The sequence below is a fragment of the Yersinia sp. Marseille-Q5920 genome, from assembly GCF_946902935.1.
GTDB classification, from domain to species: domain Bacteria; phylum Pseudomonadota; class Gammaproteobacteria; order Enterobacterales; family Enterobacteriaceae; genus Yersinia; species Yersinia rochesterensis.
This window is the reverse complement of sequence record NZ_CAMPQA010000004.1, coordinates 1-24,475: the sequence shown is the minus strand read 5'-3', so window position 1 is coordinate 24,475 and position 24,475 is coordinate 1. Positions and strand designations below refer to the sequence as shown.

Genomic DNA, 24,475 nt, shown 5'->3' with positions numbered 1-24,475 from the left:
CAGCCACAAGGTGATCAACTGACCGTTGATCACCCCAGAAAATCAGGCTTTTACCATCTCTTTTTCAATCAACTGAATCAAGATGTGAATCACTTTAATATGAATTTCCTGAATACGATCTGCATAGCCAAAATGAGGAACACGAATTTCGATATCCGCAGAACCCGCCATTTTGCCGCCATCTTTACCTGTCAGGGTAATGACTTTCATGCCTTTAGCACGCGCAGCTTCAATTGCTTTAATGATATTACCGGAATTCCCTGAAGTGGAAATACCGAGCAGCACGTCGCCTTCACGGCCTACAGCTTCAACATAGCGAGAGAAAACATAGTCATAGCCAAAATCGTTACTGACACAAGAGATATGGCTGACATCTGAAATCGCAATCGCCGGATAACCAGGGCGGTTTTCTCGGTAACGGCCGGTCAGTTCTTCGGCAAAATGCATGGCGTCACAATGGGAGCCACCATTACCGCATGACAATACTTTACCGCCAGCTTTAAAAGAATCAGCCAATAATACGGCTGCGCGCTGGATGGCACCGATATTGGCATCATCTTTCAGAAAGTTTGCCAGTGTGTCTGCGGCTTCGTTCAGTTCACTGCGGATTAAATCCTGGTACATGGGAGCCTCTTTATCGTTCTATACCTAAATATTCGTCCGCCATCAGTGTACCGGATAGCATAAACTGCGAGAAGCACTGTAATGAACTTGCCAGTAGAGTTTTGAACTAACCCATATAGTTTTGAACTAACCCATGGAGTTTTGAATTAGCCAGTACAGTTTTAGCGGTTAGCGCTGCCAATTTGTGAGGTGAGTTGTAAATAATATGTAATGGTATTGATAAAAACAATGAGATGAACTACAACAAATGTATCACTCAACAGGTCAGACCTCCTACATCTCAGGAGCTTCATTATGATGGTTCTTAGCATTGTTGCCTTGCTGGTTCTTATTGGTGTGCTGTTTTATCACCGGGTGAACCTGTACCTCAGTAGTTTGGTTTTGGTGGTTTACACCGCCGCTATGGGTGCTGCGCAGTTATGGTCATACTGGGTATTATTGCCGCTGGTGATTGTTCTGCTACCTCTGACCCTCACGCCACTGCGCCAATCCCTATTTTCAGCACGTGCATTGCGCATGTTCCGTAAAGTCATGCCGGCCATGTCTCGCACTGAAAAAGAAGCGATTGATGCGGGTACCACTTGGTGGGAAGGGGATTTGTTCCAGGGCCAGCCGGACTGGAAGAAGCTGCACAATTATCCCAAACCGCAATTGACCGCAGAAGAACAAGCTTTTATCGATGGGCCGGTTGAAGAAGCCTGTCGGATGGCGAATGACTTCCAGATTACCCATGAATTAGCAGATTTACCGCCAGAACTGTGGGCTTATTTGAAGGAAAATCGCTTCTTTGCGATGATCATTAAGAAAGAGTACGGCGGCCTTGATTTCTCGGCCTATGCTCAAGCCCGGGTACTGCAAAAACTGTCTGGCGTGTCGGGTATTTTGGCCATCACCGTCGGCGTACCTAACTCCCTTGGCCCCGGTGAATTACTGCAACACTATGGGACTGAAGAGCAAAAAAATCATTATTTACCGGGTTTGGCCCGTGGCGACGAAATTCCTTGTTTCGCCCTGACCAGTCCGGAAGCAGGTTCAGATGCCGGTGCCATCCCAGATACCGGGATAGTTTGTATGGGGGAATGGCAAGGTAAACAGGTGCTGGGCATGCGCCTGACCTGGAACAAACGCTATATTACCCTCGCGCCTATCGCCACTGTACTTGGGCTGGCATTCAAATTATCTGACCCTGAGCATTTACTGGGTGAAACCGTTGATTTGGGGATTACCTGCGCGCTTATCCCGACCAATACTCCAGGGGTAGAAATTGGTCATCGCCACTTCCCGCTGAATGTGCCATTCCAAAATGGCCCAACTCGCGGTAATGATATCTTTGTGCCCATTGACTACATTATTGGCGGGCCTCAAATGGCCGGTCAGGGCTGGCGGATGCTAGTAGAATGTCTGTCAGTCGGGCGCGGAATTACATTGCCGTCCAACGCCACAGGTAGCTTGAAAAGTGTGGCGATGGGGATTGGCGCTTATTCCTATATCCGCCGTCAGTTCAAAGTCTCAATCGGTAAAATGGAAGGGATTGAAGAGCCATTGGCGCGCATTGCCGGTAACACTTATGTGATGGATGCTGCCGCCACCTTAATTACCAGCGGCATTATGTTGGGCGAAAAACCAGCGGTATTATCCGCCATCGTCAAATACCATTGTACTCATCGTGGCCAACGCGCGGTCATGGATGCGATGGATATTGCTGGCGGTAAAGGTATCTGTCTTGGCCCGGCCAACTTTATTGCCCGCGGTTATCAGGGCGCACCTATCGGTATCACCGTGGAGGGCGCTAACATACTGACTCGCAGCATGATTATCTTCGGTCAGGGCGCTATCCGTTGCCATCCATTCGTGCTTGATGAAATGGCAGCAGCACAATCTAACGATGTGGCCGCCTTTGATAAAGCGCTGTTTGGTCATCTGGGCCATGTGGGTAGCAGCAAAATCCGCAGCTTCTGGCTGGGGCTGACCAGTGGCCGCACCAGTGCCACGCCAACCAAAGACAGCACTCGCCGCTATTATCAACATCTCAACCGGCTGAGCGCCAATCTGGCATTGTTATCTGATGTCTCGATGGGGGTACTGGGTGGCAGTCTGAAGCGTCGCGAACGTATTTCTGCCCGCTTGGGGGATATTCTTAGTCAAATGTATCTGGCGTCGGCTACCTTGAAACGCTATGAAGACGAAGGTCGTCAGAAAGAAGATTTGCCGCTGGTACACTGGGGTGTGCAAGATGCCCTGAATCAGGCGGAACAAGCGTTGGATGATTTACTGCGTAACTTCCCGAATGGCTTTATTGCCGGGGTAATGCGGTTGGTTGTCTTCCCATTGGGTCGTGTACATAAAGCACCATCAGACCGTCTGGATCACCAGTTGGCGCAACTGCTGCAAGTGCCGTCGGCCACCCGCAGCCGCATTGGTCGTGGTCAATATCTGACACCGAGTGAGTTTAACCCGGTGGGTTTACTGGAGGCGGCATTGCTGGATGTCATTGCAGCAGAGCCGATTCATAAGCGTCTGAGTAAAGAAGCGGGTAAGAGCCTGCCATTTACCCAACTGGATAAACTGGCTAAACGCGCATTGGCTGAAGGGAAAATTAATGCTGAGGAAGCTGCAATACTGACCAAAGCAGAAGCTAGCCGCCTGCGCTCTATTAATGTCGATGAATTCGAGGCTGATGAGCTGGCCGCCAAGCCGTTGGTAAAGCAGCCCACGAAACAACGGCAGACTGAGGCCGCATAGTGGTATTAACCTTATTGATGTGAGTGTCTAACTCTTAACATAAAGCCCTGCATTATTATGCAGGGCTTTATTTTGTGACAATGATTATCTATCGCGCCGAGGTACGCAATTTCATTACCCATTTTGCCGAATGCGGGCAATAAACTCATCAATACTATCAATGTGCGATGCGGCCAATATCAAAGTACGCCCCAAACTCAAAACCTGGCGTTGGCATGCCCTGCGCATCTCATTATCAACAATGCTATCAAGATCAGCCACATGGGCCAGTCCAATGGTGCGGCGGATCAATTCACTGCCACAATATCCCACGGCATCTTGCCAAACCTGCTGCAAAAATAGCTGCGCATAACCAGCAGTTGCCAAAGCTGTATCCTGCGTTTTTTCCTCACTTAAGGCCAGAAAACGGCTGGCGAAGGTATTCCACAGAATATGAATATCTTTCAACCGCTGTTCACGACCGGCCGCCGCATCACGCGGGCCAGCTAATCCCGGTAAGCCACAGTAATTAAGCAATAAATTTCCCAGAGCTGTACCGACATCAAAACCTATTGGGCCATAGAAACCAAACTCGGCATCAATGGCTTTTAGCCGCCCCTCAGCAACAAAAATGGAGCCGCTGTGAATATCGCCATGCAGCAATGCCTCGGCCTTGCTCAGGAAACGGTGCTTTAGTGAAGCCACCGCTAGCTTGAGTGCATTATCCTGACGTAAAACCAACACATCGGCCAATAGCGCCGGATCGAAATTATTACGCTCATGGTCAATATAGGGGTCAGTAAAGAATAAATCTTCGGTGATTTGGCACAACTCCGGGTTGGTATAGCGGCTCACTGCGGCCTTTTTAGCTTGGGCCGACTGATAAAAATCGGAGGTATGAAATAGGGTTTGCGCTAAATACTCAGCCAATTGCCCCGCAGCCTGCGGATAGTATTTTCCCTTAACCAATTCATTGCGCCAAATTTGATGGTCAGATAAATCTTCCTGCACCATCACTGCCAGTTCTGCATCGTGGTGCAGGACATTAACCGTATGTTGTGGGCAGAATTGGCGGTGGGTTAGCAGAGTTTCGGCTTCAATTCTGGCGCGATCCAAGGTCAGCGGCCAGGATTCCCCCACACAACGCACGTAAGGCAGCGCCTGTTTCACAATCACCCGGCTGATTCCGGCAGCATCGCGAATTTTAAACACCAGATTGAGATTCCCATCCCCAATTTCATCCGCTGACACCAAAGCCTGTGGATCGGCCATCTGACCAAATTGACGAGCATATTCAACGGCATCCGTAGCAGTAAATGTGTGGTAGCGCGACATCTTCAACCTCATTATTCTTTATCTGATTCTGATTCACTCACCGCCAACCATTTGCTTAGCCGTGAAATTATTCCCTGTTCGAGCAAAAAAATCCGTATTTAGGCGTAAAACCATATAGACGTCTACACATCCGTAAGATATGTTGGCAGAATAAGAAACCAGATGCAATAACGCAACATGGATTTAACTGACAATGCAGACGCTTAACACGATCGATTTACAAACCACCAGCTTAAAAATTATCGATAATCAGCTTTGGATACTCGACCAACAGGCTTTGCCACAGCGCCAGGAATGGCTATCCGCCGATAGCGTGGAATTACTGATTGAGCATATTCAAGCGCTGCGGGTGCGTGGTGCGCCATTGATCGGTTTATCAGCCAGCTTACTGTTGGCTTTGTTGGCCGATCGCGGTTTACCGCAAGCTCAGCTTGAGCAAGCGCTGATTGCGCTGCGGGAATCACGCCCAACCGCAGTGAATTTAATGAATAATCTGGCGCGGATGCAGCAAGCGCTATTGCAAGCCAATTGGGTTGAAGCCATGGCTCAAGAGGCACGGCGTCTGGTCGAAGAAGACCGCGAGTTATGTGAACGCATTGCCCAGCACGGCGCACAATTAGTTAAACCCGGCAGCAACTTGCTCACTCACTGCAACACCGGCGGCCTCGCCACTGCGGGCATTGGTACGGCTATCGGCGTATTACTGCGCGCTCATCAGCAAGGCAAAATCCGCCAGGTGTGGGTCGATGAAACCCGACCTTTGCTGCAAGGTGGGCGCTTAACCGCCTGGGAACTGGGCGAGTTGGGTATTCCATATCAATTAATTTGTGATTCAACGGCGGCCAGCCTGATGGCTCAGGGCAAAGTAGATGCTATCTGGGTTGGCGCTGACCGCATTGCTGCCAACGGCGATGTCGCGAATAAAATTGGCACCTACAGTTTGGCGGTATTGGCGCATTATCACCGCATTCCATTCTATGTGGCGGCCCCACATACCACTCATGACCCCGCCTGCCCGAATGGTGCGGCAATCCCCATTGAGCAACGTGATGCCAGCGAAGTCAAAGGGGTTTCTGGGGGTTTTGGTCATTGCCAATGGGCACCTGAGAATGCACCGGTGTACAACCCAGCATTTGATGTCACCCCAGCCGCATTAATCAGCGGTTGGGTATTAGACAGCGGCGTTATCACGCCAGAGCAAGTCGCAGCGGGCTTCTTCCAGCCGAAGAATTAAGCAGTATTTGAAATTTTATCCCCAAAGTCATTGGAGTCGCAGGTAGGCGAGCGCAGCTAACGCCCCTGCGGCTTTAAGGACTAAGGGGATTAATTCAGACGTGGGTAGGCATCGGCAATCTTATCGCCGGTAAAACGCGCTATCCAACCCTCGGGATTATCAAATACTCGAATAGCCGTGAAATTCGGTGCTGACCCCATATCAAACCAATGGCGAGTATCTGCTGGCACTGATAGCAAGTCATTCTTTTCACACAAAATTTGATAAATCTTGCCATTCAGATGCAAGCAAAATAACCCGCTCCCCTCGACGAAGAAACGCACTTCATCTTCACCGTGGGTGTGTTCTGATAAAAATTTCTCGCGCAATACTTCGCGCTGCTCATTATCAGGGCGCATGCTGATCACATCCCAACTCTGATAGCCTTTTTCCGCCACCAGCCGGTCAATTTCATGCTGATAAGCTGCAATCACCGCTTCCGGTTGTGGGTTTTCGCCCAGTTCGCGATCCGCCTGCCAGCGCTCAAACCGCACACCAATAGCGGTCAATTGCTGTTGAATTTCCTCAGCATTGCGGCTTTGCCACAGCGGCTGTTCTGGCTGCTCATCACTAAAAATGGTTAATCCGCTCATGCTGTAAAACCCTCTATGTCTATCTCATCAAAACGGCTGACTTGGGGATGACGGCTTTCGCTGTCGGGAAGATCTCGAATTAACTGACAAGTTTGCCAACCGGCAAGCTGTGCGGCGTCCAGTTCCTGGCGAATATCAGATAAAAACAGTAATGCTTGCGGGGCAATGGCCAACTGATTGGCAATATTCTGGTAAGCGCTCACTTCGCGCTTCGCCCCAACATGGGTGTCAAAATAACCATTGAATAATGGCTGTAAATCCCCCGCATCACTGTAACCAAACAATAATTTCTGCGCAGCAACCGAACCGGATGAATAAACATACAGTTTCAGCCCTTGCTGCTGCCAGTCCGCCAGTTGCGGGGCAACATCTGAATACAAGTGACCGCGAAAATCCCCTTGCAGATAACCGCTGCGCCAAATAATGCCCTGAATGGCTTTTAGCGCGGTGGATTTGCGGTCTTCATCCATAAAACCATGCAACGTGGTGGTCAGCGTTGCAATATCGGCATCCGGCTGTTCAATCTCGTGCCGTAAACTGGCCAATGCGGCGGCAACCTCTGCATCCTGTTGATGTTGTTGCAAAAAAGACGTCAGCCGCTCGCGGGCATAAGGGAAAAGCACTTGGTGGACAAAACGGATGTCGGTGGTGGTGCCTTCAATATCGGTCACTATTGCCTGAATCATTTTGCCTCCGCTTTATAATTTGTGTCCAACAGGCGGCGTTGCAGTTCACACTGGAACAAAAACTCCAGCCCTTCCAAATGGCGGCGGGCTTCAGACACGCTATTGCCCCAGCAATACAAACCGTGCCCGCGCACCAAAAAGCCGTAACGCAATGGATTATTATCCGCCAGCGCAGCAACCCGCTGTGCCAATGCAGGAATATCCTGATCATTATCAAAAATGGGGATCACCACGCTGTCCAGGTGGCTGCGCTGCCCCGCGAGAGATTTCTGCATCTCATAGCCGTGCAATACCAACTCATGGCTGCGCTCGACCCGTGATAGCACCGTGGCATTCACCGAGTGAGTATGCAAGACCGCATTGATTTCTGGATACAGACGATAAAGCAAAGTATGCAGGCCAGTTTCCGCCGACGGGGTGCGCCCGCCAGGGACATGGTTAGTCGCCGTCTCCACCAGCAAAAAATCATCGGCGGTCAAACTCCCTTTATCTTTGCCCGACTCCGTCACCAAACATTGGGCTGAATCCAATCGCAGGGACATATTGCCGCCAGTCGCCGGGCACCAGCCCTTCTCACCAATCCAGTGGCAGGCGGCTAACAGCGCGCCAAGTTGTACATTTTCGGTCATTGCATATCCCTGTAGTGGTTTTGGCTGTAGTGATGTTGGCTGTAGTGATGTTGGCTGTAGTGGTGTTGGCTGTAGTGGTGTTGGCTGTAGTGATATTGATATCAGAACATATTCCCATGGCAAGCGGCCTGACGATTACCCTTAGCACAAATTTATCTATACTTAGTCAATTAAGTCATTTAGCCGTTTAAACATCCAAACGTCTTGATTGCCAAATATTAACATCGTGATATATTTACGGCAACATACAGCGCCAGGAGTATTCACCTGCCATGAGCTCTTTATCTTTTATTCCAGACAGTAAATTACCCACACAGGGCACCACAATATTTACGCAAATGAGTGCCTTAGCACAAAAGCATCAAGCTATTAACCTGTCGCAGGGCTTCCCGGATTTCGATGGCCCAGATTATTTAAAGCAACGATTAGCCTACCATGTGAGTCAGGGGGCTAACCAATATGCTCCGATGACCGGCGTGGCTCCGCTGCGCACGGCTATCGCGGCGAAAACAGCTAAAATCTACGGCTGGCAGCCCGATGCCGACAGCGAAGTCACTGTCACCACCGGTGCCAGTGAGGCCTTATTTGCTGCCATTACCGCGCTGGTGCGCCCTGGCGACGAAGTGATTTGCTTTGATCCCAGCTATGACAGCTATGCTCCGGTGGTTAAATTGGCTGGCGGCATCCTCAAGCGCATTGCGCTCAAACCTCCGGCATTCGCCACCGACTGGGCGGAGTTTGCCGACCTGATTTCTGAGCGCACCCGGCTGGTGATTGTGAATACGCCGCATAATCCATCGGCGACGGTTTGGCGCGCAGAAGATTTTGAGCAACTGTGGCAAGTGATTGCTGAGCGCAATATTTATGTTCTCAGTGATGAAGTTTACGAACATATCTGTTTCAGCCCGGCGGGCCATGCCAGCGTATTGGCACACCCACAATTACGCCAGCGGGCCATTGCGGTTTCCTCTTTTGGCAAAACTTTTCATATGACCGGTTGGAAAGCGGGCTATTGCATCGCACCAGCCGCGATCAGTGCAGAAGTACGCAAAATTCATCAATATTTGACATTTTCAGTCTGTACTCCAGTACAGTTTTCACTGGCTGACATGCTTAATAGTGAGCCGGAACACTGGCAACAATTGCCGGAATTCTATCGCGCTCGTCGCGATCGTTTCGTCAATGCGCTCTCCACCAGCCGCTTCAAAATTCTACCCAGTGAAGGAACCTACTTCCTGCTGGCCGATTACAGTGCTATTTCAGATCTCGACGATGTTGAGTTCTGCAAATGGCTGACCGAGCATGTGGGTGTGGCCGCAATACCTTTATCCGTCTTCTGCGAAGGCCCCTTCCCCCATAAACTGATCCGGCTATGCTTCGCCAAACAGAATGCCACGCTGGACGCCGCCGCGGAGCGATTGTGTCAACTTTAAAACTGACTTTGCTGCAACAACCGCTAGTGTGGCTGGATGCAGCGGCGAATCTGCGTCACTTTGAGATGCTGCTAGAATCCATACAGCAGCGTGATGTCATCGTGCTGCCAGAAATGTTTACCACAGGTTTTGCGATGAATGCGGCGGAAAATACCCTGCCAGAATCCGAGGTTATCAACTGGTTGCGCTATTGGTCGGCGCGCACCGATGCTCTGATTGGCGGCAGTGTGGCGCTAAAAACAGCCGACGGCGCAGTTAACCGTTTTCTGTTAGCGCAGCCGGATGGGAAAATCCATCACTATGACAAACGCCACTTATTCCGCATGGCCGGTGAGCACCATCACTATCTGGCCGGGGCCGAGCGCAAAATTGTCGAGTGGCGCGGCTGGCGAATTCTGCCGCAAGTCTGTTATGACCTGCGCTTTCCGCTGTGGTCACGCAATCAGCAAGATTATGATTTAGCTCTGTATGTGGCTAACTGGCCAGCCGCGCGCGCCAAACATTGGCAAACCTTGCTGGCGGCGCGGGCGATAGAAAATCAAGCTTATGTCGCGGGCTGCAATCGGGTAGGTGATGATGACAATGGCCATTATTATCAGGGTGATAGTGTCATTTTAGATGCTCAAGGTGAGATTCTGACCCAAGCAGAAGTGGGGCAAGCGGCGCAACTGGATGCGGAATTATCTTTGGAAGCGCTGCTGAGTTACCGAAAAGCATTCCCGGCATGGCGTGATAGCGATAAGTTTTTGTTGTTGTAAATAGTGAACTATCCATTGGTGTATCCCACTTATTTATCTAATACTGTTTCTCTTCTCAATTTCGAATAATTTCTCATGATACAAAAAACTGAAAAACTGGGGCTGAGTCCAGCCTTGATCGCGCTAATGTCGATCGCCACCGGACTGGCCGTCGCCAGCAACTATTATGCACAGCCATTGCTGGAAACTATCGCGCAAGCCTTTAATCTTTCAGTCAATCAGGCCGGTTTTATCGTGACCGCCGCCCAGTTGGGCTATGCGGTGGGGCTAATGTTCCTGGTTCCTTTGGGGGATATGTTTGAACGGCGCGGGCTGATTGTCAGTATGACCCTGTTGGCTGCGGGTGGGATGTTGATTACCGCCATGTCGCAAAATCTCACCATGATGATTGTCGGCACCGCCCTCACCGGCTTGTTCTCTGTGGTAGCACAATTACTGGTGCCATTAGCCGCCACACTGGCCGCCCCCGAAAAACGCGGCAAAGTAGTCGGTATTATCATGAGCGGCCTGTTGCTGGGTATTTTACTGGCGCGAACCGTGGCGGGCGCATTGGCCTCGATTGGCGGCTGGCGCACCATTTATTGGGTTGCCAGTATCTTGATGATAATTATGGCGTTGATTTTATGGCGCTATCTGCCGCGCTATAAGTATCATAGCGGCCTGAATTATGGTCAGTTGCTCAGCTCAATATTTTCTTTATTTATCCGCACTCCGGTGCTGCGCACCCGCGCCTTGCTTGGTGCTCTGTCATTTGCCAACTTCAGTGTCTTGTGGACCTCTATGGCTTTCCTGCTGGCTTCGCCACCTTTTGGTTATTCAGAAGCCACTATCGGGTTGTTTGGTTTAGTCGGGGCGGCGGGGGCATTAATGGCCACCAAAGCAGGCCAATTGGCAGATAAAGGAAAAGCCCGCATCACCACCAGTGCCGGCTTGGTATTATTGCTATTGTCATGGATACCAATAGCTTTGGGGCAACATTCAATCATCGCACTGATTATCGGGATTATCGTGTTAGACCTGGCCGTTCAAGGGGTGCATGTCACCAACCAGAGCGTGATCTACCGCATGATGCCGGAAGCCAGAAATCGCTTAACTGCGGGCTATATGACCACTTATTTTATTGGTGGGGCTTTGGGTTCATTGATTTCTGCCGCCGCCTATCAACATGCGGGTTGGTATGGCGTCGCCAGCGCCGGGCTGGTGTTATGTATTTTGAACATTACCACCTGGCTACTCGGTAAACGATTTGATCCCCCGGCCAATCAACCTGTGGAGTGATCTTGATTAGTTAGCTAACTAATAATCAATTGAGATATAAATTTGGGTTATAGGGTATTAAGACAATTACCACTCTGGTAATGTGACTTAACTTTATCCCGTAGCCCAAATAATCTATAGATGATTCTATGCCAAGCCAAATCACCGACGCCCCCTCGACGGATCAGTCGACAGCTACATTCACTGAAGGAATAACAGATAGCCTCCCCATTGTTATTGGTTATTTGCCCGTGGCTTTCGCCTTTGGTTTGAGTTCGGTAAAACTTGGCTTCACCCCCTGGGAAGGCATTTTCTTTTCTTGCATCATTTATGCCGGAGCCAGCCAATTCGTCATCACCGCCCTGCTCAGTGCCGGGATGTCCTTGTGGGTTTCCGCATTAACTGTCATGGCAATGGATGTTCGCCATATCTTGTACGGCCCCGCACTGAAACACCGCATTGTGGCAAAGTTATCCGGCAAAAAAACCGCCCTGTGGGCCTTTGGCCTGACGGATGAAGTGTTTGCCGCCGCCACCACCAAATTAATGAAAGACCAACGGCGCTGGAGTGAGAATTGGATGCTCGGCATCGCGTTCACCTCTTGGTTGTCTTGGGTGGCAGGCACCGCCATCGGCGCGATGTTTGGTAATGGCCCGCTGGAAAATTATCCGGCCATTGAAGCTTCTCTTTCTTTTATGTTGCCAGCGCTGTTTCTCAGTTTCCTATTGGCATCATTTAAACGCCAATACAGCCTCACGGTGATGGCCTCTTTGACCGGCGCATTGCTCGGTGTGTTGTTGTTCTCTATTCCAGTGGCTATTTTGGCCGGAATTGGCGGCGGATGTCTGGCGGCCTTACTCCAACCCGCGCCAGAAGCGGCCGTAGAATATGCTGAGAGTGATAAACAGGAGCAGAAACCATGAATTTGGATGTGCTGATTATTGGCCTGGTGGTGGGAACTGTAAATTACCTGTTTCGCTATTTGCCGTTGCGCCTTGGGCCAGCACGCAAACAAGCGGGTCTGCAACGCGGTAAAGTGTCACTGTTGCTCGACAGCATCGGGATCGCCTCGATTTGTGCTTTGTTGGTGGTATCCAGTACACCGGAAATTATGCATAACCCACAAAAATTAGTTCCTACACTTATTGGTTTTTTGGTTATCTGCGGATGCTTTTATAAAACTAACAGTATTATCTTTGCCACGTTACTGGGGGCAATCAGCTACGGCCTGACATTTAAGTTACTGATGATTTTAGCGTAACAATTTGCCTGATTTCTTAACTAAAACATAATATCCTTACAATCAATAAGACTAATGACTCACACACAGTGACTGAATAACACTAATTGCTAAATTTTTCTCTTATTAACCCGTTTACATTATTAGTCACTACCGTTACTGTACCACTTGAAATCAATGAGGCTCCTTATAATGGAAAGTTCCTTTAGTCCCATAGAACAGATGCTTAATTCTCGAGCCAAACGCCAGAAAGATTTCCCTTACCAGGAAATCCTACTGACGCGATTATGTATGCATATGCACAGTAAATTGTTGGAAAACCGCAACAAAATGCTGAAAGCGCAAGGAATTAACGAAACCCTGTTTATGGCGCTAATTACGCTGGAAGCACAAGCGAGCCACAGTATTCAGCCGTCAGAATTAAGTGCTGCATTGGGGTCTTCACGTACCAATGCCACCCGTATTGCTGACGAGTTGGAAAAGAAAGGCTGGATTGAACGTCGTGAAAGCCACAATGACCGCCGTTGTTTGCATTTGCATCTAACCGAAGCGGGCCTTGAGTTTTTAAATCAATTACTGCCCCCACAACATAAGTGTCTGCATTTTCTTTGGTCAACACTTGACGCCGACGAGCAGCAACAGCTTGAAACGCTGACGCGCAAGTTACTGACGCGTTTAGACCAAATGGACATATCGGAACAATAATTCCAATATATCTACACCCTAAATAATTCGAGTTGCAGGAAGGCGGCAAGCGATTGATAAATGGGTTGTAAACCATTTTGAACAGCGCTTGCGCTGGCCTGCCAGCAGAGCCTCTGATGAGGCTCATTAGTACTGGAAGATCCCCAACTTAATGCTTTGATGACCCCAAAGCTTGCAAACCTCACCTTCGCTAAAACAAGCGGCGGCGCGATGAACTGTTGATTAGCCAGTCACAATATCTACAACAGCAGCAATCCTAACTCAGTGCCAGCAACAATTTATTGCAGGCCAAGATTGGTTTGATCCGTTCACTCGGCGGTGGCTATCAAGCGCCCATCAGTGATGGTTCACAAAATAAAACAAAATAATATAGAGCGTGGAGAACACCATGAGTGCAAGCGCGGAAGCTCAAGTGCCGCAACAACCGCAGAATAAAAAGAAGCAACGTAAACGCGTGCTGCTGTTACTGACGGGTATTTTTATTATTATCGGGGTGGCTTACTTTATTTATTGGTTCCTGGTGCTGCGTCATCACCAAGAGACTGATAACGCCTATGTTTCGGGCAATCAGGTACAGATAATGTCGCAGGTTCCCGGCAGTGTCGTCAGTGTTAATTTTGAAAATACTGACTTGGTCAAAAGTGGCGATATTCTTCTGATACTTGACCCAACTGATGCCGAACAAGCTTATGAGCAGGCAAAAACCGCACTGGCAAATAGTGTGCGCCAAACCCACCAGCTCATGATTAACAGCCAGCAATATCAAGCCAATATTGCGCTGAAAAAAACCGAGCTGAGCAAAGCACAAAATGACCTGAAACGCCGTGTGGTGCTGGGTTCTGTTGATGCCATTGGCCGCGAAGAACTGCAACACGCCCGTGATGCCGTGGATGCTGCACAAGCTTCATTGGACGTGGCGATTGCACAATATAACGCCAATCAGGCGCTGGTGCTGAACACTCCGTTGGAGAAACAACCGGCCGTCGAGCAAGCTGCTGCCAAGTTGCGCGATGCCTGGCTTGCCCTGCAACGCACCAAAGTGGTCAGCCCCATCACCGGTTTTGTGTCGCGCCGCAGTGTGCAAGTGGGCGCGGAAATTGCCAATGGTGCGCCACTGATGGCGGTTATTCCAGCTAACGAAATGTGGATTGACGCCAACTTCAAAGAAACACAGTTAGCCAATATGCGAATTGGCCAACCCGCCACGGTAGTGACTGATTTCTATGGCGATGATGTGGTTTTCCAAGGAAAAGTTGTTGGCCTAGATATGGGAACGGGCAGCGCTTTCTCACTGCTCCCCGCGCAAAATGCTACCGGTAACTGGATCAAAGTGGTTCAGCGCTTGCCGGTGCGTATTCAGCTTGATGCCAAACAGTTGGCTGAGCATCCGCTGCGCATTGGCTTATCGACCAGGGTGCGGGTAGATACCGCCGATGTCGAAGGCCAAGTGTTAGCACAAAACGTGCGCAAAGAACCGGCATTTGTCACCAACGCGCTGTCCTTGGATTTAGCGCCGGTTAATCAAATGATTAGCGATATTGTTCATGCAAATGCGGGTTAATATTGATGCAAATGCAAGTTAAGCGCACCGGGGGCCACTGTGGCACAAAAACCGCTTGAAGGTGCCCAACTTGCCTGGATGACCGTCGCGCTATCATTAGCGACTTTCATGCAGGTGCTGGACTCCACTATTGCTAACGTAGCTATTCCGACCATTGCCGGGGATCTTGGCTCGTCCAACTCCCAAGGTACATGGGTTATTACTTCATTCGGCGTAGCAAATGCGATTTCCATCCCTATCACCGGTTGGCTGGCAAAACGCATCGGTGAAGTCAGATTGTTCCTGTGGTCGACGGGGTTATTCGCACTGGCCTCATGGCTGTGCGGCGTGTCAAACAGCCTGGGGATGCTTATCTTCTTCCGGGTTATTCAAGGGTTGGTCGCAGGCCCATTGATCCCATTGTCACAAAGTTTGCTACTGAATAACTACCCGCCCGCGAAGCGAAGTATGGCCCTGGCATTGTGGTCGATGACGATTGTTGTCGCCCCAATCTTTGGGCCGATCCTCGGCGGTTATATCAGTGACAACTATCACTGGGGCTGGATCTTCTTTATCAACATCCCAATCGGGCTGGTGGTCATTTTAGTGGCGGGCAGCACCCTGAAAGGGCGCGAGACCAAAACTGAAATCAAACCTATTGATACCGTGGGGTTGGTATTATTGGTGGTGGGTATCGGTGCCCTACAAATCATGCTTGACCAAGGTAAGGAGCTGGACTGGTTTAACTCGACCGAGATAATCGTCCTGACGGTCATTGCCGTGATCGCCATTATCTTCCTGATAGTGTGGGAGCTAACCGACGACCATCCGGTGATCGATTTGTCATTATTCAAATCGAGAAACTTTACCATTGGTTGTTTGTGTATCAGCCTGGCCTATATGTTGTACTTCGGCGCGATAGTCTTGCTGCCACAGCTATTACAGGAGGTATATGGCTATACCGCCACCTGGGCCGGCTTGGCATCAGCGCCGGTGGGGATATTACCGGTGCTATTGTCACCCATAATTGGGCGCTTCTCACATCGAATTGATATGCGTCAATTAGTCACATTCAGCTTCATTATGTATGCGGTTTGTTTCTATTGGCGAGCATATACATTCGAACCGGGAATGGATTTTGGTGCCTCGGCGTGGCCGCAGTTTGTGCAAGGTTTTGCTATTGCCTGCTTCTTTATGCCACTGACGGCGATTACTTTGTCCGGTTTACCGCCAGAGCGTATGGCGGCGGCATCCAGTTTATCTAACTTCCTGCGAACACTGGCGGGGTCGATTGGTACTTCAATCACCACCACTTTGTGGACGCAAAGAGAATCGATGCACCATTCACAGTTGACGGAATTTGTTAACCCGTTTAACCCGAATGCCACGCAAATGTATCAGGATCTCGAGAAACTGGGGATGAATCAGCAGCAAGCATCGGCTTATCTGGCACGGGAAATTACCAATCAAGGGCTGATTATCTCGGCTAATGAGATTTTCTGGCTCTCGGCGGGCGTGTTCCTACTGCTACTGGCACTGGTGTGGTTTGCTAAACCGCCATTTACCTCCGGCGGCGGAGGCGGTGGCGCGCACTAGCAGCAAAAACTGACTAATAAAAAAAGGGCGCTGACTTATCATCAGCGCCCTTTAAGGTTATCAACCAAGCTATTTTATAGTTCGGAGATTAGCGGGGTGACTGCACCAATGGGCGCTCCGACGGCTTACGCCGTTACGACCCATTCGGCACATTTCCCCGCTTATCAACTTGTTACTTTATATTTTAGCTATTGCAACGACGAATGAATTAAGCCTGATTTTGACGCCACCACTCCGACAGCAAAATACCGGTCGCCACTGACACATTCAAACTTTCAACTTTGCCAGTACCGCCAATAGAGACACTCACATCGCCCTGCTGCCAAGCGCTGTCAGTCAGGCCATCACTCTCTTGCCCTAAGACCAACACCATTTTGGCTGGTAGCTCAGCTTTCGCCAGACTGACACCTTTATGGCTTGAGGTGGTCACTATGGTGTAGCCCGCTTTACGGAAAGTATCCAACACAGAAAGGAAGTCATCAGCATTGATTGCTTTGATATGCTCTGCACCGCCTTCTGCTGTACGAACAGCCGCACCAGACTCCAACACTGCGGGGTCTTGCAGCAACACGCCATTGATACCAAAATGCGCACAGGTCCGCATAATGCCGCCCAGATTATGTGGGTTACCCACATCTTCCAGTGCCAACACGCAATCTTTCGCCTGAGTCTGTTGTTGCAGATAAGTTTCTGCATCCAAACCCTGACGTTTTTTAATCAGGAAGCACACGCCACCGTGGTGTTCAGTGCCAGATGCTTTAGCCAGTTCATCTTCTTCAACCACATGGTAAGCCTTGCGGTTAGCCGCCATCCATTTCAATGCTTCACGGAAACGAGGGGTAACTGACTGCACAAACCAAGCGCGCACAATAGCATCAGGACGGCTTTCAAACAGCGCTTTACAGGCATTTTCGCCATAAACGCGTGTTTCTTCAGCCCGCTGACGGCGCAATTGCGCTGGGTCTACATGGCTTTTACCGCTGATACCGCCGTGATCAAACTCGGGTTCTTCAGTGGGGGCGCGAGACACCGTTTTCCACGGTGAATCGTAAGGGCCACTGCTGTCAGAACGCGCCGGACGGCTAGGACTCGTGCGTTCATTACGGCCTGAATCATTACGACGTGAGTCATTATTACGCGATGAGCTGCCGCGACCGGCATTATCACCCGGGCGGCCTTTGCCTGCCGGACGCGGGTTTTTACCACGGTTATTGTTACTACGGTCGTCGCTGCTGTTTTCGTCACTACGGACGTACATCACTTTAACTTTGCCGTTTTTGCCACTAAATGAATCGTTCATTGTCTTCTCCACCAACGCGCAGGGCGCGAAGATTACCTGATGTCTGCTCGGTTAGCCATAAGCAAGCGCTAAAAGCTAGCAACTATCGTATTCATCGAATAAACCATTTTGGCACTAACTTCATTTATATCCATAATAGATAACAACAACGAAACAATTCAGGTCACATTGACTGTATGGTTTCCCTCAATCTACTCAGATACTCAATAAAGGCTAATTTATGAATACGGTATGTACAGCTTGTATGGCGACCAATCGCCTACCGGAAGCACGTATTGATGACGGCGCTAAATGTGGGCGCTGCGGCCACTCTTTATTTGATGGCGAAGTCATTAACGCCACCGCCGAAACACTGGATAAACTGCTGCAAGATGACCTGCCGGTGGTCATAGACTTCTGGGCACCATGGTGTGGCCCTTGCCGCAGCTTCGCGCCCATCTTTGAAGATGTTGCCGCAGAGCGAGCCGGAAAAGTTCGCTTCGTTAAAATCAATACTGAAGCAGAACCCGCACTCAGCGCGCGTTTCCGTATCCGCAGCATTCCCACCATTATGCTGTATCGAAACGGCAAAATGGTCGACATGCTTAGCGGCGCATTGCCAAAGGCACCTTTTGATAATTGGTTAAATGAGCAATTATCAGTGGAACCTACCGCGCGCTAAGCTAGTTTAACTCATTTATCACCCTTCGGGGCCACTCAAGTGCCCGATAAAGTGTGGTTATAATCCAAAACAGCACCCTGACAGTTTTCTGTTGGAGTGTTGTTTTTTCTTTTATGGTATGACTGGGCACAAGGGTTGATTAGAATAGCGCTATTTCTTCAGGAGTCCGTCGTGACTGAATCATCCACCACCGACCCTATTTTACCGACGGTCATAAATGCTTTACCGACGGAAAATGCAGTATTGCGTTTGCGCCAGCAGCGGTTATCCGCATCCACCCGCCCTTATCGCGCCCGTGGTTGCCGTGCTATTCGCTGCCAAGGCTGTCTGTTAACTGAGCGATTTTGCTTGTGTGACACCATCAAACAACAGCCGGCCAACAGCCGTTTTTGCCTGATAATGTTTGATACTGAACCCCTCAAGCCCAGTAATACTGGCCGCTTAATTGCTAATATTCTGCCAAACACTCAAGCTTTTCTCTGGGCGCGAACAGAAGTTTCCCCTGAGCTGTTAGCCGCGATACGCGACCCTCAGCGCCAACCTTATGTGGTTTTCCCAGAAAAATATGCCGACCCCGAGCGGCAAGTCTTCAATCAATTACCTGTCAGCGATAAACCACCGTTATTTATTCTGCTGGACGGTACCTGGACTGAAGCTAAAAAAATGTTTCGTAGAAGCCCGTATCTTAGCGGACTACCGATATTGTCGCTGAATGTCAGCAATACCTCGGATTATATGCTGCGAGAAGCAGCACGCCCGGAACAACATTGCACCGTCGAAGTTGCTGCAGCCCTACTCCAGCAAGCTGGTGATATTCATGCCGCCGATGGATTAACTGCCCATTTTCATTATTTCCGCCAGCAATATTTAGCAGGAAAACCTCACCATCCAGTGGGCCGAGTCACAGCAAATACCGAAAAAATCGCATAAAATCAATAAAGCTGTCTTTGACTGACCCCCAATAGATTTGAGGGGACAGGAAGACGGCAAGTAAGTGCATCCCGATAAGTCTATTTATTTTAAGGTCACTGACCAGTCAGTGATTCGGGAACAAATTTGAACGCTGTTTGCGGCAACCTCGTAGAGGCGATGGCCATGAATGGGCTGAGTAACCGGACGCAATCAACACTCCTGCAACTTGAAAGATGACGGGGATAATATGAGCCAACGTGGATTAGAAGCCCTACTACGCCCCAAGTCTATTGCGGTCATTGGCGCATCTGAAAAACCGGAGCGCGCGGGTTTTCTAATGATGCGTAATTTGCTCGATGGCGGCTTTAATGGCCCGATTCTACCTGTTACTCCTACTCATAAAGCCGTTTGTGGTGTGCTGGCTTACGCAAATATCGCCAGCCTACCCATTACCCCCGACCTGGCCATTTTGTGCACCCATGACCGCCGTAACCTATCACTGCTGGAAGACTTAGGGACTCGGGGTTGTAAAGCGGTGATTATCCTGTCGGCGGCAACTGAACAATTCCCTGAACTGAAAGCCTGCGCGCAACGCCACCATATGCGCTTACTTGGCCCAAACAGTCTGGGTTTACTGGCTCCGTGGCAAGGGTTAAATGCCAGCTTCTCGCCAGTGCCTATCAAAAAAGGGCGGCTGGCGTTTATCTCCCAATCAGCGGCAGTTGCCAACACCATTTTGGACTGGGCGCAGCAACGCGAAGTGGGATTCTCTTACTTCATTGCTCTCGGTGATAGCCTGGACATTGATGTCGATGACTTGCTCGACTTCCTCGCCAGAGATGGGAAAACCAGCGCTATCATGTTGTATCTTGAGCATATCAGTGATGCGCGCCGCTTCTTATCCGCCTCCCGCAGTGCCTCGCGCAATAAACCCATTCTGGTGGTCAAAAGCGGCCGCAGCCAACGTGCCCAACAATTACTCAATGGCCAACAAGGGTTGGATGCTGCCTATGACGCAGCCATTCAGCGCGCGGGTCTGTTGCGGGTTCAAGATACTCACGAGCTATTTTCGGCAGTCGAAACACTAAGCCATATGCACCCATTGCGCGGGGAGCGGTTACTGATTGTCAGCAATGGCGCAGCCCCGGCGGCAATGGCCTTGGATGAGTTGATTAGCCGTAATGGCAAGCTGGCAACACTGTCTGATACCACGCAATCCGCCCTGAGCGCGGCACTACCGCCTTTTGTTTCCTTACGAAATCCGATTGACCTGCGGGATGATGCCAGCGCTGAGCGCTATTTAGCGGCGCTTAAACCCTTATTGGACAGCACCGATTACGACGCGCTGTTGCTTATCCACTCACCGAGCGCAGCGGCACCGGGCGGTAAAACCTCTGAGTTATTGATATCGGCCATCCGCCAGCACCCGCGCGGTAAGCGCATTACCTTGCTAACTAATTGGTGCGGTGAATATTCATCACAAGATGCCCGTCGTTTATTCACGGAGGCCGGTATTCCGACCTATCGCACGCCAGAAGGCGCGATAACCGCCTTTATGCACATGGTTGAATATCGCCGTAACCAAAAGCAGTTAAAAGAAACTCCAGCCTTGCCTATCGGCCTCACGGCCAATACCGCCCATGTGCACCAGTTAATTCGCCAGGCCCTGGCAGAAGGTACGACCCAACTTGATACCCATGAAGTGCAGCCGATCCTTGAAGCCTATGGCCTCAGCATGTTGCCAACCTGGATTGCCAGTGACAGTGTCGAAGCAGTACATATTGCTGAGCGGTTGGGCTATCCGGTTGCCATCAAATTACGCTCGCCAGATATTGCGCATAAATCCGAAGTTCAGGGAGTCATGTTATACCTGCGTACCGCAATCGAAGTGCAACGGGCAGCGGACGATATTCTTGATCGCGTGAAACGCACTTATCCCCAAGCCCGTATCGACGGTTTATTGGTGCAAAGTATGGCAAACCGCGCTGGGGCGCAGGAGCTACGGATTGCTGTGGAACAAGATGCCATTTTTGGCCCACTCATTATGCTGGGGGAAGGCGGCATTGAATGGCACCATGAAACGCAGGCCGCAGTTGCATTACCGCCTCTCAATATGGCATTAGCCCGCTATCTGATAATCCAGGCGGTCAAAGGTGGAAAAATCCGCAGCCGCGGCTCACTGCAACCTCTCGACATTCCTGGCCTGAGCCGTTTGCTAGTACAAGTTTCCAACTTGATTCTCGACTGCCCTGAAATCTCGCGTTTAGATATTCACCCCGTGCTTGCTTCTGGCAGTGAGTTCACGCTGCTGGATGTATCAATGCAGTTAGCTCCCGTCACTGGCGACCCACAAGCGCGACTGGCTATCCGCCCCTACCCGCACGAGTTGGAACAAACCGTGATACTAAAAGACGGCTCTCATTGCTTATTCCGCCCTATCTTGCCGGAGGATGAGCCGCTGCTAAAACTGTTTATTGATCAAGTCACTAAAGAAGATCTCTACTATCGCTACTTCAGTGAAATCAACGAATTCAGCCACGATGATTTGGCGAACATGACACAGATTGACTATGATCGGGAAATGGCCTTTGTTGCGGTGCGTCAAAATGCAACTGGCCCGGAAATTATTGGTGTCACGCGCGCGCTATCTGACCCTGACAATATTGATGCGGAGTTCGCTGTCTTGGTGCGCTCAGATTTAAAAGGACTGGGGCTGGGGCGGGAGTTGCTCGAGAAAATGATCCAGTACACCCGCAGCCATGGGTTAACTCGGCTAACAGCAGTCACCATGCCCAATAATCGGGGTATGATTGGGTTGGCGAAGAAACTGGGTTTTAGTATTGATGTGCAAATGGAAGATGGCATCGTTAATCTGGAGCTGACACTTTGATTTCAATCACCTGAATCGCTGTGATATAGGCCACATAGATAAGTGATTCGGTCTACGGTTGGCAAAACTTGCGCACAATCCAGAAAAGTAGTGGTATTATCGCCCGACTCTATGGATTAGTGTTTTTTTTGATATGGCGGTTCTGCCATCAAATAACAAGAGAAGAAGCGCACTGTGATGTTGTCAAAATTCAAACGTAGCAAACATCAACAACACCTTGCACAACTGCCCAAACTCCCCCAGTCAGTTGATGATGTCCAAACGCTTTATTGCCCCAAAGTTTTCCGCTCAACTCTGCTGGAACTAATAGGCCAGGCGACCAAACGTATCTATCTGGTGGCGCTTTACCTTGAGCAGGATGATGCAGGCCGTGATGTGATGAGCGCTCTCTATCAGGCCAAACAGCGGCATCCTGAGCTGGAAATTTGTGTATTAGTGGATTGGCATCGCGCCCAACGAGGCCGCATCGGGGCCGCCGCTGTTAATACTAATGCAGATTGGTATTGTGAGATGGCAAACAAGCACCCAGATATCTGTGTTCCGGTTTACGGTGTCCCGGTGAATACCCGCGAAGCCCTTGGTGTGTTGCATCTGAAAGGTTTTATCATTGATGATACCGTAATTTACAGTGGTGCCAGCATCAATGATGTCTATCTCTATCAAAACGATAAATATCGTTATGACCGTTATCAATTAATTACGAATCAATCATTAGCCGATATTATGGTTGATTATGTGAAGCAACGAGTTCTGAGTGCAGGTGCCGTTCAGCGTCTCGATCGCATTGATCGCCCCACTAATCCTGAGATCAAAAACGAAACTCGGCAGTTTCGATCATCACTGCGAGATATCGGTTATCAATTTCCAGCACAAGCTGGCAATGATGAATTAGCAGTCACTCCGCTGGTTGGGCTAGGTAAAAAAAGCCAACTCAACAAAACTATTCATCATTTAATGGCTTCCGCTGATGAACGCCTCACTATTTGTACGCCCTATTTCAACCTGCCCGCATTGTTAGTTCGTAATATCATTTATCTACTGCGCGAAGGTAAACAGGTTGAGATTATTGTTGGTGACAAAACAGCGAACGACTTTTATATTCCCGAAGATCAGCCGTTTAAAATCATTGGTGCTTTACCATACCTATATGAAATCAACTTGCGCCGCTTCCTTAGCCGCTTACAGCGCTTTATAGATAATGGTCAACTGATTGTTCGTTTATGGAAAGATGGCGACAATACTTATCATCTGAAAGGGATGTGGGTAGATAATAACTGGCAGTTGATCACGGGGAACAATCTGAATCCACGTGCATGGCGTCTGGATCTGGAAAATGCCATTTTGATCCACGATCCTAAGCATGAGATGCATGAGCAGCGTGCAAAAGAGCTGGAATGTATTCGAACTCATACTAAAGTTGTTTCACACTACCTTGAACTTGAGAATATTCAGCAGTATCCGGTCAAGGTGCGTAAACTGATCCGCCGCTTACGCAGAATTCGTATCGACCGACTCATTAGTCGTATTCTGTAAAATTCAAACAAAAAACCCGGTTCTATTACCGGGTTTTCTGTCTCCAGCCAGGGGAGGAACGGCATGTGGTGCCCACCTTATCTTCGCCCTTTAATTATTGCCCCGTTACTTTTCACCAGCTCTGCATGTACCCATATGGCCAACGATAGCTGGACGGGAAAAGATAAAGCCCAACATTTTTTTGCCTCTGCAGCACTAGCCGCTGCGGGTACAGCTTATGGTGAACATCAGAATTGGTCAGATGCCAAAAGCCGCAATTTCGGTTTACTATTTTCGATAAGTATCGGCGCAGCTAAAGAGCTATATGATAGCCGCCAAGCTGGCACGGGCTGGAGTTGGAAAGATTTTGCCTGGGATGTCGCTGGCGCAGTCACTGGCTATAGTCTTTATCAGGCAGTTAACTAAGATTACCTATAGAACTACTGGCGCTAGTCTAACCGATCAATATACTCATATTGTATCTTGTTTTAAGTGGATACATAAAAAAAGCCCTCTGCGCAGCAGAAGGCTTTTCTCTTTTTCTTTTCCACATAGCAAAAACCCCACGCTTTTGGCATGGGGTCTCGGCTTTATTTGATGCCTGGCAGTGTCCTACTCTCGCATGGGGAGACCCCACACTACCATCGGCGCTACGGCGTTTCACTTCTGAGTTCGGCATGGAATCAGGTGGGTCCACCGCGCTATGGCCGCCAGGCAAATTCTGTTTCAATTAACCCGCTATGCAATATCACACAGCCAGCCAATCCAATCTCGGAACTTCGCTGAAAATCTTAATTTCTCTCAAATCAC

21 protein-coding genes, 1 rRNA gene and 1 pseudogene are annotated in these 24,475 nt (G+C 49.7%); 16 read left to right on the top strand and 7 right to left on the bottom strand.

The genetic code is table 11. The annotated features are described in order from the left end of the window. Positions 1-42 precede the first annotated feature (42 nt). The gene (gene lpcA, locus OVO64_RS06955) at positions 43-624 is read right to left on the bottom strand and encodes a D-sedoheptulose 7-phosphate isomerase (protein WP_038631346.1); all 582 of its coding nucleotides are present in this window, start codon (positions 622-624) and stop codon (positions 43-45) included. A 294-nt stretch (positions 625-918) separates the two neighbouring features. On the opposite strand from lpcA, the gene fadE reads away from it, so the two are divergent. Beyond that, positions 919-3,366, top strand: coding sequence for an acyl-CoA dehydrogenase FadE (gene fadE / locus OVO64_RS06950; RefSeq protein WP_038631344.1), 2,448 nt, complete (start codon positions 919-921; stop codon positions 3,364-3,366). A 114-nt stretch (positions 3,367-3,480) separates the two neighbouring features. On the opposite strand, the gene mtnK is transcribed toward fadE, so the two are convergent. Next, a complete protein-coding gene (gene mtnK / locus OVO64_RS06945) occupies positions 3,481-4,680 on the bottom strand; it encodes an S-methyl-5-thioribose kinase (protein ID WP_038631342.1) in 1,200 nt (399 codons plus the stop codon). A 193-nt stretch (positions 4,681-4,873) separates the two neighbouring features. Here mtnK and mtnA point away from each other — a divergent pair, with 193 nt between their 5' ends. Next, a complete protein-coding gene (gene mtnA / locus OVO64_RS06940; protein ID WP_145510025.1) occupies positions 4,874-5,914 on the top strand; it encodes an S-methyl-5-thioribose-1-phosphate isomerase in 1,041 nt (346 codons plus the stop codon). An 89-nt stretch (positions 5,915-6,003) separates the two neighbouring features. On the opposite strand, the gene OVO64_RS06935 is transcribed toward mtnA, so the two are convergent. Genes OVO64_RS06935 through OVO64_RS06925 form a run of 3 tightly spaced genes read right to left on the bottom strand, consistent with a single transcriptional unit; the run spans position 6,004 to position 7,861 of the window. Continuing rightward, a complete protein-coding gene (locus OVO64_RS06935; RefSeq protein ID WP_038631338.1) occupies positions 6,004-6,546 on the bottom strand; it encodes a 1,2-dihydroxy-3-keto-5-methylthiopentene dioxygenase in 543 nt (180 codons plus the stop codon). Beyond that, complete coding sequence (mtnC, locus tag OVO64_RS06930; protein ID WP_038631336.1) at positions 6,543-7,232, bottom strand: acireductone synthase; 690 nt, start codon at positions 7,230-7,232, stop codon at positions 6,543-6,545. The genes OVO64_RS06935 and mtnC overlap by 4 nt, the downstream gene beginning before the upstream one ends. After that, complete coding sequence (locus OVO64_RS06925) at positions 7,229-7,861, bottom strand: methylthioribulose 1-phosphate dehydratase (RefSeq protein ID WP_038631334.1); 633 nt, start codon at positions 7,859-7,861, stop codon at positions 7,229-7,231. The genes mtnC and OVO64_RS06925 overlap by 4 nt, the downstream gene beginning before the upstream one ends. Before the next feature lie 272 nt (positions 7,862-8,133). Between OVO64_RS06925 and OVO64_RS06920 the strand changes: the two genes are divergently transcribed. The 9 genes and pseudogenes from OVO64_RS06920 (at position 8,134) to emrB (ending at position 16,390) form a co-directional block, all read left to right on the top strand. Beyond that, positions 8,134-9,294: a pyridoxal phosphate-dependent aminotransferase gene (locus tag OVO64_RS06920; RefSeq protein ID WP_038631332.1), complete on the top strand. Its 1,161-nt coding sequence runs from the start codon at positions 8,134-8,136 to the stop codon at positions 9,292-9,294. Next, the gene (locus tag OVO64_RS06915) at positions 9,282-10,052 is read left to right on the top strand and encodes an amidohydrolase (RefSeq protein WP_050291404.1); all 771 of its coding nucleotides are present in this window, start codon (positions 9,282-9,284) and stop codon (positions 10,050-10,052) included. Before OVO64_RS06920 ends, OVO64_RS06915 begins: the two co-directional genes overlap by 13 nt. 78 nt (positions 10,053-10,130) lie before the next feature. Continuing rightward, positions 10,131-11,330, top strand: a complete 1,200-nt coding sequence (locus tag OVO64_RS06910) for an MFS transporter (RefSeq protein WP_267248711.1) — start codon at positions 10,131-10,133, stop codon at positions 11,328-11,330. Between the two features lie 128 nt (positions 11,331-11,458). Next, positions 11,459-12,232, top strand: coding sequence for an AzlC family ABC transporter permease (locus tag OVO64_RS06905; protein WP_038631325.1), 774 nt, complete (start codon positions 11,459-11,461; stop codon positions 12,230-12,232). Continuing rightward, complete coding sequence (ygaH, locus tag OVO64_RS06900; RefSeq protein ID WP_038631323.1) at positions 12,229-12,570, top strand: L-valine transporter subunit YgaH; 342 nt, start codon at positions 12,229-12,231, stop codon at positions 12,568-12,570. The genes OVO64_RS06905 and ygaH overlap by 4 nt, the downstream gene beginning before the upstream one ends. Positions 12,571-12,741: 171 nt before the next feature. Continuing rightward, the gene (gene mprA / locus OVO64_RS06895) at positions 12,742-13,254 is read left to right on the top strand and encodes a transcriptional repressor MprA (RefSeq protein WP_038631321.1); all 513 of its coding nucleotides are present in this window, start codon (positions 12,742-12,744) and stop codon (positions 13,252-13,254) included. Positions 13,255-13,460: 206 nt separating this feature from the next. Then, a pseudogene (locus tag OVO64_RS06890) lies at positions 13,461-13,622 on the top strand (transporter); the annotation flags it as partial. Positions 13,623-13,642: 20 nt separating this feature from the next. Then, positions 13,643-14,815, top strand: coding sequence for a multidrug efflux MFS transporter periplasmic adaptor subunit EmrA (emrA, locus tag OVO64_RS06885; protein WP_145510024.1), 1,173 nt, complete (start codon positions 13,643-13,645; stop codon positions 14,813-14,815). Between the two features lie 39 nt (positions 14,816-14,854). Continuing rightward, entirely contained in the window at positions 14,855-16,390 is a 1,536-nt protein-coding gene (gene emrB / locus OVO64_RS06880; protein WP_038631317.1) for a multidrug efflux MFS transporter permease subunit EmrB, read from the top strand. Between the two features lie 208 nt (positions 16,391-16,598). On the opposite strand, the gene OVO64_RS06875 is transcribed toward emrB, so the two are convergent. Then, positions 16,599-17,690, bottom strand: coding sequence for a tRNA/rRNA methyltransferase (locus tag OVO64_RS06875; protein ID WP_038631314.1), 1,092 nt, complete (start codon positions 17,688-17,690; stop codon positions 16,599-16,601). Between the two features lie 220 nt (positions 17,691-17,910). On the opposite strand from OVO64_RS06875, the gene trxC reads away from it, so the two are divergent. From trxC to OVO64_RS06850, 5 genes are all read left to right on the top strand, one after another. Then, entirely contained in the window at positions 17,911-18,351 is a 441-nt protein-coding gene (trxC, locus tag OVO64_RS06870) for a thioredoxin TrxC (protein ID WP_038631312.1), read from the top strand. 171 nt (positions 18,352-18,522) lie between these two features. Beyond that, positions 18,523-19,281, top strand: a complete 759-nt coding sequence (locus OVO64_RS06865) for a tRNA-uridine aminocarboxypropyltransferase (protein ID WP_145510023.1) — start codon at positions 18,523-18,525, stop codon at positions 19,279-19,281. Positions 19,282-19,510: 229 nt separating this feature from the next. Beyond that, on the top strand, positions 19,511-22,153 hold the full coding sequence (locus tag OVO64_RS06860) for a bifunctional acetate--CoA ligase family protein/GNAT family N-acetyltransferase (protein WP_267248680.1): 2,643 nt from the start codon (positions 19,511-19,513) through the stop codon (positions 22,151-22,153). Between the two features lie 180 nt (positions 22,154-22,333). Next, complete coding sequence (gene pssA / locus OVO64_RS06855; RefSeq protein ID WP_390613834.1) at positions 22,334-23,686, top strand: CDP-diacylglycerol--serine O-phosphatidyltransferase; 1,353 nt, start codon at positions 22,334-22,336, stop codon at positions 23,684-23,686. A gap of 63 nt (positions 23,687-23,749) precedes the next feature. Next, positions 23,750-24,091, top strand: coding sequence for a YfiM family lipoprotein (locus tag OVO64_RS06850; RefSeq protein ID WP_038631304.1), 342 nt, complete (start codon positions 23,750-23,752; stop codon positions 24,089-24,091). Positions 24,092-24,264: 173 nt separating this feature from the next. Here the strand turns inward: OVO64_RS06850 and rrf are convergent. Next, a 5S ribosomal RNA gene (gene rrf / locus OVO64_RS06845) occupies positions 24,265-24,380 on the bottom strand. Positions 24,381-24,475: the final 95 nt, after the last annotated feature.